The sequence below is a fragment of the Burkholderia sp. IMCC1007 genome (assembly GCF_027257875.1).
Taxonomy (GTDB): Bacteria; Pseudomonadota; Gammaproteobacteria; order Burkholderiales; family Burkholderiaceae; genus Burkholderia.
Genome location: NZ_JAPVQY010000002.1, coordinates 213254 through 227951, shown reverse-complemented (window position 1 = coordinate 227951; position 14698 = coordinate 213254). Strand labels below are relative to the sequence as shown.

At 62.0% G+C, this 14698-nt stretch carries 13 protein-coding genes; 10 read left to right on the top strand and 3 right to left on the bottom strand.

The window, feature by feature from the left end:
• Positions 1-101: 101 nt before the first annotated feature.
• The 4 genes from O1Q03_RS03560 to O1Q03_RS03545 all read left to right on the top strand — a co-directional run bounded on the left by O1Q03_RS03560 (position 102) and on the right by O1Q03_RS03545 (position 4205).
• Complete coding sequence (locus tag O1Q03_RS03560; RefSeq protein ID WP_059620105.1) at positions 102-1166, top strand: NAD(P)-dependent alcohol dehydrogenase; 1065 nt, start codon at positions 102-104, stop codon at positions 1164-1166.
• Positions 1163-1861: a type 1 glutamine amidotransferase domain-containing protein gene (locus O1Q03_RS03555; protein ID WP_111442639.1), complete on the top strand. Its 699-nt coding sequence runs from the start codon at positions 1163-1165 to the stop codon at positions 1859-1861. The genes O1Q03_RS03560 and O1Q03_RS03555 overlap by 4 nt, the downstream gene beginning before the upstream one ends.
• Positions 1862-2079: 218 nt before the next feature.
• Positions 2080-3063 carry an aldo/keto reductase gene (locus O1Q03_RS03550; protein ID WP_059620102.1) on the top strand — a complete coding sequence of 328 codons (984 nt, stop codon included), beginning with the start codon at positions 2080-2082 and terminating at the stop codon, positions 3061-3063.
• A 149-nt stretch (positions 3064-3212) separates the two neighbouring features.
• The gene (locus tag O1Q03_RS03545) at positions 3213-4205 is read left to right on the top strand and encodes an amidohydrolase family protein (protein ID WP_059620100.1); all 993 of its coding nucleotides are present in this window, start codon (positions 3213-3215) and stop codon (positions 4203-4205) included.
• 23 nt (positions 4206-4228) lie between these two features.
• Here the strand turns inward: O1Q03_RS03545 and O1Q03_RS03540 are convergent, their stop codons facing one another.
• The 3 genes from O1Q03_RS03540 to O1Q03_RS03530 all read right to left on the bottom strand — a co-directional run bounded on the left by O1Q03_RS03540 (position 4229) and on the right by O1Q03_RS03530 (position 7402).
• On the bottom strand, positions 4229-4996 hold the full coding sequence (locus tag O1Q03_RS03540) for a glucose 1-dehydrogenase (protein WP_111442640.1): 768 nt from the start codon (positions 4994-4996) through the stop codon (positions 4229-4231).
• A 47-nt stretch (positions 4997-5043) separates the two neighbouring features.
• A complete protein-coding gene (locus O1Q03_RS03535) occupies positions 5044-6069 on the bottom strand; it encodes an aldo/keto reductase (protein ID WP_111442641.1) in 1026 nt (341 codons plus the stop codon).
• 139 nt (positions 6070-6208) lie between these two features.
• The gene (locus tag O1Q03_RS03530; RefSeq protein WP_111442642.1) at positions 6209-7402 is read right to left on the bottom strand and encodes an arabinose transporter; all 1194 of its coding nucleotides are present in this window, start codon (positions 7400-7402) and stop codon (positions 6209-6211) included.
• Between the two features lie 370 nt (positions 7403-7772).
• Here O1Q03_RS03530 and O1Q03_RS03525 point away from each other — a divergent pair, with 370 nt between their 5' ends.
• From O1Q03_RS03525 to O1Q03_RS03500, 6 genes are all read left to right on the top strand, one after another.
• Positions 7773-8759, top strand: coding sequence for an aldo/keto reductase (locus tag O1Q03_RS03525; RefSeq protein WP_059620092.1), 987 nt, complete (start codon positions 7773-7775; stop codon positions 8757-8759).
• Between the two features lie 73 nt (positions 8760-8832).
• A complete protein-coding gene (gene paoA / locus O1Q03_RS03520; RefSeq protein ID WP_059620090.1) occupies positions 8833-9492 on the top strand; it encodes an aldehyde dehydrogenase iron-sulfur subunit PaoA in 660 nt (219 codons plus the stop codon).
• On the top strand, positions 9489-10439 hold the full coding sequence (locus tag O1Q03_RS03515; protein WP_111442643.1) for an FAD binding domain-containing protein: 951 nt from the start codon (positions 9489-9491) through the stop codon (positions 10437-10439). The genes paoA and O1Q03_RS03515 overlap by 4 nt, the downstream gene beginning before the upstream one ends.
• Before the next feature lie 3 nt (positions 10440-10442).
• On the top strand, positions 10443-12653 hold the full coding sequence (paoC, locus tag O1Q03_RS03510; RefSeq protein WP_111442644.1) for an aldehyde oxidoreductase molybdenum-binding subunit PaoC: 2211 nt from the start codon (positions 10443-10445) through the stop codon (positions 12651-12653).
• A 187-nt stretch (positions 12654-12840) separates the two neighbouring features.
• Complete coding sequence (locus tag O1Q03_RS03505) at positions 12841-13518, top strand: carboxymuconolactone decarboxylase family protein (RefSeq protein ID WP_059620084.1); 678 nt, start codon at positions 12841-12843, stop codon at positions 13516-13518.
• Between the two features lie 202 nt (positions 13519-13720).
• Complete coding sequence (locus tag O1Q03_RS03500) at positions 13721-14641, top strand: branched-chain amino acid ABC transporter substrate-binding protein (protein ID WP_111442645.1); 921 nt, start codon at positions 13721-13723, stop codon at positions 14639-14641.
• Positions 14642-14698: the final 57 nt, after the last annotated feature.

Sequence of the window (14698 nt, the reverse complement as noted above, 5' to 3'; positions counted from 1 at the left end):
TGGGACGTCGGGTGTATCACGACTGGTCATGTCACCGCGTATGACCTGATCGAGCCATCTTTCTACCGTGGTCGCGCGACGCGCGACGAGGACCACACTTCATGAACGCAACAGGATTCGCAGCTTATTCGGCCAACGATCCGCTCCAGCATCTCGACTTCAAGCGGCGAGCTCCGCGGTCAGACGATGTGGTGATCGATATCCTCTTTTGCGGCGTCTGTCATACCGATCTGCACATGGCACGCAACCACGGCGGCTTTACCACCTATCCGATCGTGCCTGGCCACGAGATCATAGGACGCGTGCGCCAGGTCGGCGAGAACGTGACTCGCTTCAAGGTGGGCGAGATGGTCGGCGTCGGTTGCATGGTCGATTCCTGTCAGCACTGCCAACCTTGTCTGAAGGGATGGGAGCAAGACTGCGTCGAGGGTTCCACGTTCAGTTACAACAGCGTCGATCGGCAGGACGGCAGCATCACGTATGGCGGCTACTCGGACGTGATTGTCGTGCGCGACAAGTTCGTACTGTCTCTCCCCGACGGCCTTGATCCAGCAGGCGCGGCACCGCTCCTTTGCGCCGGCATCACAACATGGTCGCCGCTGCTCCATTGGAATGTTGGGGCGGAGAGCAAGGTCGCGGTCATTGGGCTCGGCGGGCTCGGTCACATGGCCTTGAAACTGGCCAAGGCGCTTGGTGCCGATGTCACGCTGTTCACCCGTTCGGCGGGCAAGGAAGACGATGCGGTCCGCCTCGGTGCCGATCATGTGGTGCTGTCGAACGACCCCGAACAGATGAAGGCCGTTACCGGCCGATTCGACGTGGTCATTGACACGGTCCCTTATGATCACGACGTCAATCCTTATATGCCGACCCTTGCGTTGGAAGGCGTGCTGGTACTAGTCGGCTACATGGGGCCACTCAGCACCCCGGTGAATGCCGGATCGGTGGTGCGTGGCCGCAAGGCGATCTCGGGGTCGTTCATCGGTGGCCTGCGCGATACCCAGCAAATGCTCGATTTCTGCGGCGAGCACGGCATCGTCTCGGACGTCGAGATCATCCCTATCCAGAAGATCAACGAAGCCTATGAGCGCATGTTGAAAAGCGACGTGAAATATCGTTTCGTCATTGACATGACTTCACTCGAAACCTCAGGACAGCAAGCATGAACAGCACCCGCATCAAACCTATCCTGTGCGTGGTCACCAGTCACCCGATCCGCGGCGATTCGGGCGAGCCGACCGGTTTTGCGATGGTCGAGTTGACGCATCCGCTTGCCGTGTTCGAAGAAGCCGGCATCCCGGTGGAAATCGCCTCGATTCGTGGCGGTCATCCGCCAATCGACTTCTTCGATCTGACGGATCCCATCAATGATCGCTACTGGCAGGACAAGCATTTTCGCGACGAGCTCGCCCATTCACGCGTGCTCGGCGATCTCGAACCATCACACTATTCGGCCGTTTTCTTTGCCGGTGGTCACGGCACGATGTGGGACTTCGCCGACAGCCCGGCTGTGCAGAAAGTCGTTCGCGAGATCTGGGAAGCCGGCGGCATCGTGTCGGCGGTCTGTCACGGACCGGCTGCGCTGGTTAACGCGACGCTCTCCGACGGCAGCTACCTTGTAGCCGGCAAGAATCTTGCGTGTTTCACCGACGAAGAGGAAGCCGAGGTCAACTACACGAAGGTCGTGCCCTATCTGCTGGCGAGCACGCTGAAGCAGCGCGGTGCGATGCACCGTCCTGCGCCGAACTGGAGCGAGAATGTCGTCATCGACGGGCGCCTCGTGACCGGCCAGAATCCGGCGTCCGCGCATGCCGTGGGGCACGCAGTCGTCAACCAGCTCAACGTCGGCCAGACGGCCTGAAGACGGAGCCAATCGTTGGACTGGCGATTGCCACGTCCTGATCCAGGCTGCGGATCGCGGAATCGGTAGTGAATTCGGTCGTGTTTGATTGTCGGCATTGTCGGCGGGTAATTGTAGACCGGGCGCCTGGTCATCCAGCCGCCTTGAGCCAATGCTCGAGAGCAGACATGCGCTGCAACGGTTTGCGTCACACCGCACGACGAAACAGGAGATGCGGCATGATCAAGCGAAAACTTGGCCAAGGGCTTGAAGTATCGGCTTTATCTCTCGGGGCGATGGGCTACGGCAAGGCGCGTGAATTGCCCGACCGCGCAGAGATGATCGCCCTCATTCGCGCGGCCGTCGAGCGTGGCATGGATTTCTTCGACACCGCAGAAGTCTATGGCCCGTGGACCAATGAAGAGATGGTGGGCGAAGCCCTCGCACCAATGCGTAACAAGGTCAGGATCGCGACCAAGTTCGGCTGGGACATCGATCAGGACACGGGCGAACACCGGGGCGGAGTCAACAGCAAACCGGCTCAGATCCGCCGGTCCATCGAGGGCAGCTTGCGGCGCCTGCGTACTGATCATATCGATTTGTACTATCAGCACAGGGTTGACCCCGAAGTGCCGATGGAAGACGTCGCAGGCACGGTGAAAGATTTGATAGCCGAGGGCAAGGTGCTGTGGTTCGGCATGTCCGAGGCAAGTGCGCAATCGATTCGCCGCGCGCATGCGGTGCAGCCGCTCGCGGCGCTGCAGAGCGAGTATTCGCTGTGGACCCGCGAGCCCGAGGCGGAGATCATCCCGACGCTCGAAGAGCTGGGTATCGGGCTGGTGCCGTATAGCCCGCTTGGCAAGGGTTTTCTGACAGGCAGGATCGACGTCGACACCACGTTCGACAGCTCCGACATCCGTGCGCAAACGCCGCGGTTTGCCGAAGAGGCTCGCGTCGCGAACCAGAAGCTGGTGGATCTCATCCGACGAATCGGACAAAAACACGGCGCGACACCCGCCCAGATAGCGCTCGCGTGGTTGCTGTCACAGAAGCCGTGGATCGTGCCGCTGTTCGGCACGCGCAAGCTCGAACGCTTCGAGGAGAACATCGGTGCGCTGAGCGTGACGCTGGATCAGGACGACCTCGACGTGATCCGGCAGGCGAACATCTGCGTCAAGGGGGCTCGGTACCCGGAGGCCATGCTGCGCTTTTCCGGGCAATAGACCGGACGTGATCGCCACAACGGCGTGTATTGGCGGACGATGTGCGATGCCGGCATGCGCTCCGGGATTGCAGGAGATCGGCCGGTTTGCGTCGGTCGTGCGGGTCCAGCCCGTGGCAGACATTTCAACTGCAGTAGAGGGGTGCGGCAATGAAGATCGTGGGAATCGAAGAACATGTCCTGCCGGCCGATATCAAGGACGCGTGGCTGACCATCCCCGGCGCAGACGACGGTAGCCTGGACCTCAACACGGCGGTCCTCGACGAGCGCCTCGCCGACCTCGGCGAGAAACGACTGGCTCTGATGGACGAAACTGGCGTTGAGCAGCAGGTTCTGTCGTTGACCACACCCGGGTTGAACAATCTCGGGAACCACGGCACTGGCCTGGCTCGACGCGTGAACGACCTGTTGGCTGAAACCGTGCACCGCAATCCGGCGCGCTTCCAGGCACTCGCCGCGCTACCGTTTGCCAGTCCGCATGCTGCGGCCAACGAACTGCGTCGAGCCGTGACGGAGCTGGGCGCCAAGGGCGCTATTCTCTACGGCCGCGTGGGGAGCAGGCATCTCGATGACTCGCTGTTTGAACCTACCTATGCGTGTGCGGCCGAGCTTCGTGTCCCGTTGCTGATTCATCCGCAGATTCCGCAGGCCGTCGTGCGAGATGCATACTACGGCGGCTTTTCGCCATCGATCGATCTGGCTTTTTCGACATTCGGTCTCGGTTGGCATTACGAGGCCGGAATCGAATTCCTGCGCATGGTTCTCGCTGGCGTTTTCGACCGTTATCCCGATCTGCAGGTGATTCTCGGACACTGGGGGGAGGTTGTGATCTTCTATCTCGAGCGGCTTGCCATGCTGGATCGGGTGTCGAATTTGCAAAAGCCGCTTGTTGAATACGTGCGAGGCAATCTCTATCTGACGTCGAGCGGCATGTTCAGCGAAAGCTATCTGCGACGGGCGATTGAAGCAGTCGGTCCGGATCGCATTCTTTTCTCCACTGATTATCCATACCAGTACCGTGCGGGCGGCGACGCCAGGAATTTCGTAAACGGGCTCGCTCTTGATGGTGGCGACAAGGCCAAATTTGCTCACCGGAATTGGGAACGGTTGTGCCAGGGAGCGACACCGCGCAGCCCGGAATGATGACGCGAAGTCGGGGGACGTGCTTAGTGGGCCGTGAAGCCCCCATCGATCGGCAAGCCGACGCCCACGACGAAGCTCGCACCGGGACTGCACAGCCATAGTACGGCGGCGGCCACTTCATCTGCTCGTCCGAGGCGACCGATGGACTGGTCCTTCAGTATCACTTTCATGGCATCGGCTTGCCCCGTCAGCATGTCCTGCACCATCGGCGTATCGATGGTGCCGGGACAAACGGCGTTGATGCGTATGCCGCGGGACGCGTATTCGACACCAGCGCTCTTCGTCATCCCCAGCACGGCATGCTTCGTGCCGTGATAGGCGGCACGCTCAGGCAGGCCGACCAGCCCGCCGAGCGACGAGTTGTTGACGATCGCGCCGGATCCCTGGGCGCGCATTATGCGCAGTTCGTGCTTCATGCTTGCCCAGACGCCGAACTGGTTGACTGCTACCACGCGCTGGAAATGCTCGGCCGGCTCGTCCGCCGCATCGCTGGGCGGCACCTGGATGCCGGCGTTGTTGAATGCCATGTCGAGCCGGCCATACTCGGCGACCGCGTGGTCGACTGCAGCAGCGACCTGGGCTTCGTCGGTGACGTCGCACGCGATACCTGTTGCGATGCCGCCTTCGTCGACGATATTTTGCGCTTCCCGCAAGGCGAGGTTCCCGTCACGATCGGCCAGGACCACGGAGGCCCCGCTTTGCGCAAATGCACGGGCTGCAGCGAGACCCATGCCCATCGCAGCCCCGGTTACGAAGGCCACCTGACCTTTGAAGTCATAGATCGGATTCATGTTCCATTTCCCTGATGGAAGACCGTCGAAGTCGATGTATTTCGCTTTCAGTTACGTGGCAAAGTAAGGGTCGGTGGACCATCAGGAAGCGGCGGAACGATCCCATCGACTGGATGAGGGATATAGGGCGCCTCCAGCGCGTTGATTTCATCGCCGGTCAACGAGAAGTCGAGCGCGCGGATCGCCGTTGCAAGATGCTCAGGCTTCGTCGCTCCGATGATCGGAGCGGTCACACCGGGCTTCGCCAGCAGCCACGCGAGCGCGACGTGCGCCCGTGGAACGCCATGATCGTCGGCAAGCCTGGCGACCACGTCGATCACCTTCCGGTCCTGCGCCTCCGTATTCAGATACATCTGGATCGCGAACGCATCGTTCTTCGTTCGATGTGTGCTTTCGCTCCAGTCGCGCGTCAGCCTGCCTCGCGCCATCGGGCTCCATGGAATGACGCCGACGCCCTGGTCCATGCAAAGCGGCAGCATCTCGCGCTCCTCCTCGCGATAGAGCAGGTTGTACTGCGGTTGCATGGAGATGAAACGTGTCCAGCCGTTGCGCTCCGCAACGTGCTGCATCTTGGCGAAACGCCATGCTTCCATTGACGAGGCGCCGAGGTAGCGCGCTTTTCCGGCTTTGACGATGTCGTGCAGCGCCTCCATCGTCTCTTCGACCGGCGTGCCGGGATCGAAGCGATGAATCTGGTACAGATCGACGTAGTCCATGCCGAGTCGCTTCAGGCTGTCGTCAATCGACTGGAACAGCGCCTTGCGCGAAAGGAAACCGGTATTGGGCGAATTTCTCCACGGAAAGAATGCCTTCGTTGCGACGACGATTTCTTCGCGTCGCGCCATGTCGCGAAGTGCGCGCCCGACAATTTCCTCGGAACCGCCGCCGGAATAGATGTTCGCCGTATCGAAGAAGTTGATTCCTGCCTCGAGTGCCTGACGAAAAAACGGGCGAGACGCCTCTTCATCCAACGACCACGGTTGGGGCAGTCGGGCGGGTTCCCCGTAACTCATGCAGCCCAGACAAAGGCGCGAGACCTTGAGGCCGGTGCGGCCAAGATTGACGTATTGCATGTGCTTCTCCGAATGAGCGAGATTTTGAACAGCGACGATGCGCGATTACGAAACCGTGATGGCGACCCGGATAGGAAACCGGCCAGACGCACTTGTCGAGAGGTAACGCCGCGCTCGCCTGTCATGTGAGATGCGCGTCTCAAGCGGCTTCAGTAGATGAACGAAGTCTCATCGCGATGGGCAGGGCGAACAGGGCGAGAATCGCGCTGATGAGAAAGATGGCGCCGAGGCCCGTTACATTGGCAACGAGGCCGAGCAGAGGCGCAAAGACGCCGAGCGCGAGATCGATGAACGCAGTGTAGATGCCCATGGCCAGCCCTCTGGCGTCCGTTGGCGCCCTTGCTACAGCCTCCATGCCGAAACCGGGATAGATGAGCGCGTAGCCGAATCCCGCAAGCGTCGTTCCCGCAAACGCCAGCCATGCAACCGGGGCGGCCCAGACGAGCGCCATGCCGAAGCTGTAGAGGGCGACGAAGATGACCGCAGTACGGGCTCCGCCGAGGCGATCGGGCAATGCACCGAAAAAAACCCGCGCAACCATCAGCGCAGCGGCGAATGCTGTAAAGGAGAGCCATGCGGGTTGCCAGCCGCGTTGAACGAACAGCAGCACGGAGAACGCGGTCATGATGCCGTAGCCGAGGCCGGGAAATGCCATGCCGAGTCCTGGCAGCCAGACGGCTTTCAGTACTTTCCCGACGGCTTCTGCATTGCTGGACTGGGTTCTGGCATCCGAAACCGGGCTGACCAGCAGCATCGTCACGACCGCGCCGGCGGAAGTGGCGAGCCCGATCGAAGCAAATCCGAATGCGTCGAACAGAAAGCTGCCGAGCGGTGCGCCGGCCGCCAGTGCGACGAACATCGACGTTCCGATCCACGCGATCGTTTTGCCGGCATGGCCCGGACCGGCGAGAGCGAGGCACCAGCTTTGCGAGCCGGTCATGATGAAACTCTCGGCGGCACCGAGCAGCGTGCGGCCCATGAGCAGGATCGCGATGGACAGTGACGGGTTGCCGGAGAACGTCAGCGACAACAGGTACAGGAGTCCGGCCGTCGCGGACAGTCCAAGACCGGTGGAAACGGCGAACTTCGGTCCGCGCCGGTCTGCAATCGCACCGGACCACAGGCGAGAGACCAGCGACGATGCGAACTGGGCGCCGGAGACCAGACCGACGGTGAATGTTCCGAAGCCTAGGTCGTGGTGAATGTGCAGCGGCAAAGCGGACAGCGCCGCGCCCGTGACCAGGAACACGGTGAATACGCAGCTCATCAGCGGAAGCAAAGAGCGGTCTGCCGCTGCCGAATGGTATTGCGGTGGTGTCACGGGTATTTCCATCGAGTGGTGAACGCGTCAGCGTCGATCGATTCAGCGTCGGATCGGCGTATCGTGCGGGCTACTTGGCGTCGAATTTAGCGTAACGGTGCCTGTTTGTTTAGCCGGCGTTCGGTTGACGCACCAATGAGTTGTATTCACAAATGCGACGGTGACTGCGACGGATGCATCATCGATTCGTGCGGCGTCGCCGCCCGTTGTTGAGCGTCATTCACAGCGCCATCAAATGAACGGGGGCTTTCGACAACCATCGTTCCCGCTAAAGTCCTGTCGAGGCGCATCGTCGTGCGAGCCTGCGGGAGCGAGAACCGCCGCAGTTGCCGATGTGAGGCCACCAAACCGGAATCCGACAACCTACATCGGCGGCATCGGCATGCAATACGTACACCTCGGACGCTCGGGTCTGAAAGTCAGTCGTCTCTGTCTTGGCACCATGAATTTCGGTGATAGGGCGGACGAATCCACCAGCTTCGGGATCCTCGACACCGCGCTGGATTCGGGCATCAACTTCATCGATACGGCCGACGTGTACGGTGGCCCGCAGTCACCCGACCTTGAAAAGGGTTTCGGCATCTCCGAGGAGATCATCGGACGCTGGATCGCTCAAGGCGGCCGTCGCGAGCGCATCGTCCTTGCCACCAAGGTCTATCAGCCGATGGGTACCGGCCCGAACGACCGGCGCCTGTCGGCCTACCATATCCGCCGTGCCTGCGAGGACAGCCTGAAGCGGCTGAAGGTCGATCATATCGACCTCTACCAGATGCACCACGTCGACCGGTCGACGCCCTGGGAGGAAGTCTGGCAGGCGATGGAACTGTTGGTGCAGCAGGGTAAGGTGCTCTATATCGGCAGCTGCAATTTCGCCGGCTGGGACGTCGCGACCGCGCAAGCCGCGGCCCGTTCGCGTCAGTTCATGGGACTGATCGCCGAACAGAGTCTCTACAACCTTTCCGCGCGAACCGTTGAACTCGAACTGATCCCGTCGTGTCGTCATCATGGGCTGGGCTTGATTCCGTGGAGTCCGTTGGGGGGCGGGCTGCTGGGGGGCGTATTGCGCGGGACGCTCGAGGGGCGGCGCGCCACGCCCGACATGGCGCGCAAGATCGCGTGCCACCGGCAACAGCTGGAGGCATGGGAATCGCTGTGCGAGGACCTCGGCGAGCGCCCCGCGGACGTCGCATTGGCCTGGCTGCTCCATCATCCGGCGGTGACCGCGCCCATCGTGGGGCCGAGAACCGTGGAGCAGACGAGATCCGCATTGCGGGCGCTGGATATTGCACTGTCCGACGACACGCTTCGCTGCCTCGACGAAATCTGGCCAGGACCAGGGGGCGCCGCGCCTGAAGCTTATGCCTGGTGAACCGGGCCATCGAAAGAGCGTTCGCAGCCGGTCGACCGGCACGCGCCCGCTGCAACGAGAGGAGTGCAGACATATGGACGATTCGGAACAACTGAATGCGAGGAGACGTCACCTTCTGATCGCCGGCGCCGTCTCCGCTGTCACCCCTTTTCTGCCCGATACCGCCAACGCCATGTCGCCGGCCGGGGAGGCCGGGCCAAGCGAGTCGTCGCCGATGACGAGCACGATGCGCGTCGTCTTCAATGTCAACGGAAACGATCGACACCTCGACGTCGATCCTCGGACCACGTTGCTCGATGCGTTGCGGGAACACCTCCTTTTGACCGGTACGAAAAAGGGCTGCGATCACGGACAGTGTGGCGCATGCACGGTTCACGTGAACGGTATCCGGATCAATGGGTGCCTGAGCCTCGCGGTGATGCACGACGGCGACGCGATCACCACGATTGAGGGGTTGGGCACGCCGTCCGAACTTCATCGGATGCAGGCTGCGTTCATCAGGCACGACGGATATCAGTGCGGCTACTGCACGCCGGGTCAGATATGTTCGGCCGTTGCCGTGCTGGACGAAATCAAGGCCGGGGTGCCCAGTCATGTCACGGACGACCTGATGGCGCCCGCCGAGGCGACACGCGTCGAGATGCGCGAACGGATGAGCGGCAACCTCTGCCGTTGCGGTGCGTATTCGAACATCTCCGATGCGATGGCCGAAGTCGCGGGGAGCCGTGCATGAAGGCGTTTACCTACGAGAGGGCGAAAAGTGCTGCGGACGCGGCAAGCATCGTCGCACAGCGCCAGGGAGCAAAATTCATCGCTGGCGGCACGAACCTGCTGGACCTGATGAAACTGGAGATCGAGACGCCGACTCACCTCGTTGATATTCAGGACATCGGGCTCGATCATATCGACGACACACCGGAAGGCGGACTGCGAATCGGCACGCTCGTGACCAATACGGCGCTTGCGTCGCATCCTCGAGTGCGACGCGATTACGGGGTCCTGGTACGTGCGATCGTTGCGGGCGCATCCGGTCAGCTACGCAACAAGGCCACGACCGGCGGAAACCTGCTCCAGCGCACGCGTTGCCCGTATTTCTACGATCCGAATCTGCCGTGCAACAAGCGTATGCCCGGCTCCGGCTGCGCCGCGATCGGCGGATTCACGCGGCAGCTTGCTGTCGTCGGCGCGAGCGCCAGTTGCATTGCGACGTATCCGGGCGATATGGCCGTTGCATTGCGTGCACTCGATGCATCGGTGGAAACGGTTCGCGGCGACGGACAGACGAGGACGATCCCCATCGCCGATTTCCATCGATTGCCGGACACGACGCCGCATGTCGAGACTGCGCTCGTGCCCGGCGAGCTGATCACGGCAGTGACGCTTCCGCGCCCGATCGGCGGCCGTCACTTCTACCAGAAAGTCCGTGATCGGGCCTCCTATGCGTTTGCGCTCGTGTCGGTCGCTGCGATCGTTCATGAGGACGGCAGCGGCCGCGTCGCGCTGGGCGGTGTCGCACCGAAGCCGTGGCGGGTCGCATCCGCAGACGCAGCGATGCGGCACGGGGCTGCAGCCGTCGCGAATGCGTTGATGAAAGAGGCGCAGCCCACGCAGCAGAATGCGTTCAAGATTCCACTGGTGGAGCGCACGCTCGCCTATGTAATGGAACAAGCGAGAGGTTGATCCATGAAGTTCGACACGCCTGCAGGACAGAATCCCATCGACCGGATGACGGTCGTCGGTCAGCCATATGATCGCTACGAGGCCGGGCTGAAGACGACCGGGACTGCAACCTATGCGTACGAATATCACGACGTTGGCCCGGACGTTGCCTATGGCTACATCCTGGGCGCGGGCGTAGCCAAGGGGAGGATCTTGTCCATCGACACGCGGCGTGCGCAGGCAGCGCCGGGCGTGCTTGCCGTTGTCACGTATCGAAATGTCGGCCGGCTCGGTGTCGGCAAGTTCTATGTACAGCGCATGCTCGCGGCGCCGGACGTCGACCATTACCATCAGCCGGTGGCCGTCGTCGTCGCGGAGACGTTCGAGCAGGCGTGCGCGGCAGCCGCGCTGATTCGCGTGCAATATGTGCGCAGCAACGGGCAGTTCGACCTCGAGACGCAGATGCAGACTGCGCCGGTCGCGCGCCAGATGGCGTTCGGCGGGCCGACCGACACGCGCGTTGGAGACTTCGAGCAGGGTTTCGCACAGGCGCACGTCAAGGTGGACGAGACATACACGGTTCCCGATCAAGCGCACGCGATGATGGAACCGCACGCGACCATTGCGAAATGGGACGGCGACCGCGTGACGTGCTGGACGTCCATCCAGCAGATGAACTGGGGTACGCGCGATCTTGGCGCAATTCTTGGCATACCGCGCGAAAACGTCCGCTTGATTTCGTCGTTCGTCGGCGGTGGCTTCGGCGGCAAGGGGACCGTGCAGTCGGATCTCGCGCTCGCCGCAGTGGCAGCGCGAATGGTGCGACGCCCGGTCAAGATCGCGCTCCAGCGTCCAATCATGTTCAACAACACGATTCACCGACCGAAGACCATTCAGCGGATCCGGCTCGGTGCCACGCGCGACGGAAGGCTGATCGCGATCGGTCACGAGAGCTGGTCGGGCAATCTCGCTGGCGGGCGTACCGAACCCACGACGTTGTCGACGCGGATGCTCTATGGCGGCCCGAACCGGATGACGTGCGTCCGGCTTGCGACACTCGATCTGGCCGAAGGCAACGCGATGAGGGCGCCTGGCGAAGCGCCGGGGCTGATGGCGCTCGAAATCGCGATGGACGAGATGGCCGAGAAGCTCGGTATGGACCCTGTCGAGTTTCGTGTCCGGAACGACACACAGTTTGATCCCGAGCTTCCGCAACGGCCTTTCTCGTCGCGTCCTTTCGTCGAGTGCCTGCGCACCGGCGCAGAACGCTTCGGCTGGAACGCACGACAAGCGCGGCCCGGACAGGTCCGCGACGGTCATTGGCTCGTCGGTCTTGGCATGGCCGCGGCGATCCGCGGTGCGCCCATTGCCAAAGCCGGTGCGCGCGTACGGCTCGACAGCAGCGGGATCGTCACGATCGAAACCGACATGACCGACATCGGGACCGGAAGCTATACGGTTGTTCAACAGACGGCGGCCGAAATGATGGGTGTGCCGATCGATCGGGTCGTCGTCCGATTGGGCGATTCGAGCTTTCCGGAGACGCCGGGTTCGGGGGGGCAGCAGGGCGCGGCCTCCGTTACCGCAGGCGTCTACGCCGCGTGCACGAAGCTGCGCGAGATGGTCGCTCGGCGCCTCGGCTTCGACATTGCCGGGGCCGAGTTCGCCGCGGGCGAAATTCGCTCCGGCAGCAGAAGCGTTCCGCTCGCGCGCGCGGCAGACAACGGACCGCTCGTCGTGGAGGAAAGCATGGAGTTCGGCGACTTGTCGAAGCGGTTCGCGATCCAGACGTTCGGCGCCCACTTTGCCGAAGTCGGCGTGAACGCCTTCACCGGCGAAATCCGCGTGCGCCGAATGCTGGCCGTTTGTGCGGCCGGCCGCATACTGAATCCCAAGACGGCGCGCAGCCAGGTGATCGGCGGAATGACGATGGGAATCGGCGCGGCGTTGATGGAGGAGATGGCGGTCGACAAGCGATTCGGGCTCTTCATCAACCATGACCTGGCCGGCTACGAGGTACCGGTTCATGCCGACGTACCGCATCTCGACGTCGCGTTCATCGACGAGGTCGATCCGACAATTTCACCGGTCAAGGCGAAGGGCGTCGGCGAACTCGGTCTCACCGGTGTCGCGCCCGCGGTGGCGAATGCCGTCTACAACGCGACCGGCGTTCGTGTGCGCCAATATCCGATCACGCTGGAGAAGTTTCTCGATCGCTTGCCGGCAACGGTTTGATATCTCGGACACAGAGCAAATGCGGCTTACTTCATTCGACATGGTTACGCCGTCGGTCTCGCGGGGCAGACGTGCTGTCTGGCGCGACGGGGCCGTTCGGACACTTCTGCGGGCAGCGGTACTCGTTTTAGCCGTCGGCTTTCCGGCGGTACCGACGCAGGCAACTTCACATGAGGAATCGAACGACATGGCAAACACGGGAACGTCTCTTCCAAACGTTGCTGAAACGCTGACCGCGCGACAGCAGGCGATCGTGCCCATCGCGGCCTTTGCTGCCGCAGGGGACATCGACAATCTCACCGCTGCGCTGAATGAGGGGCTGGACACCGGTCTGACAATCAGCGAGATTCGAGAGATCCTGGTGCAGCTTTATGCTTACGCAGGTTTTCCGCGCAGCCTCAATGCGCTCGGATCGCTTATGAAGGTGATGGAGACCCGCAAGCAGGCGGGGCGCCAGGATACGGAAGGTCATGCGCCGAGCCGCCGTGCGCCAACCGGTGACGCATTGCTTGTAGCCGGTACGGCAAACCAGACGAAGCTGTCCGGCGGTCCGGTGAAAGGCGCATTGTTCGATTTTGCGCCGGCGATTGACCAATTTCTGAAGACTCACTTGTTTGGCGATATTTTCGAGCGCGACAATCTCGATTGGCAGAGCCGCGAACTGGCGACGGTAAGCATGCTCGCCGCGATGACAGGGGTCGATTCGCAGCTGCAAGCGCATATGCGCATAAGCATGAACGTTGGGCTTGCTGCTGGTCAGTTAAAGCAGCTCTGTGGGATATTGGCCGACCGCGTAGACGGACAGGCTGCCCGACGCGCGAGCGGGGCATTGGAGCGGCAACTTGCGGTAGCGATGGGGCACTAGGTCGCGGCGGTGAATCATACGCCGGCTCGATCGATTCGGACCGAGCCAACGTTCGGGGTGAATTGGCATCGGCAACCGGCCCGTGACATGTGCGCTACTCACGCAGTCTTACGCTCAGGCGAAGTGCAGATTCAATCGCATTGGCGGACGATGGGCGAACACAGCGCAAGCTGGTCGTCAATCGCTGGAGCACATCGACGTGATGACATCCAGGCTCACTCACCAAAGTCGCAGCTTCGGCAAGGACGACGAGCGCGGCGTCCGGCTCGCGGTCGAGCACCTGAACAAGAACCCAATCGTCGTGAACGGTCAGCCGGTGACGTTCCAGGTGGTCTCCGAAGATGACGCGGCCGATCCGAAGACGGGTGTGTCGGTCGCGCAGAAGCTTGTCGACAGCGGCGTCAAGGCGGTGCTCGGCCACTACAACTCGGGCGTGACGATCCCGGCATCGCGCATCTATCACAGCGCGAATGTTCCGATGATCACGGGAGCGGCGTCCAACCCGGCGATCACGCAGCAGAACTTCCCATACATCGTCCGTCTTGCGGCTAACGACAACGTGATCGGCGCACGCATCGCGGACTTTGCCGCAAATCTGCTGCATGCGAAGAGGGTAGCGGTAATCGACGATCGCACCGTGTACGGTTCGGGAGTGGCCGACGTATTCGTGGAAACGGCCAAGAAGAACGGCACGAACGTCGTGGCGCGTGAGTATTCGAACGACAAGGTGACCGATTTCAACGCGATCCTCACGCACATCAAGGCGACGGGTCCCGATGCGATCTTCTACGGTGGCTACTATTCGCAGGCGGCGTCGATCGGCCGGCAGTCGAAGCAACTGGGCCTGAGCGTGCCCGTCCTCGGCGGCGACGGCATCTGCTCGGTCGACATGCCGAAGCTCGCCGCGGGCGCGCTGGACAGTCGCGGCTTCTGTGCGGAGGGCGGCGCGCCGCTGGCGACGCTGAAGGATGGCCTGGAATTCGTGGCGCGATACGAAAAGACGTTCGGCGTGAAGAACGACGTTAGCCGTATCAATTTCGAACGACCTGATGGTAACGTCGTCCCCCACATGAGCGAGGCTCAAAAGGTGGCAGCTCGCTCGGCGGAAGGCCTCCAGGGATAGTTTGACGGCCGAATGTCGGGCGCTCCCAAGAACACGAACGGAGCTTCAACAGCCGCA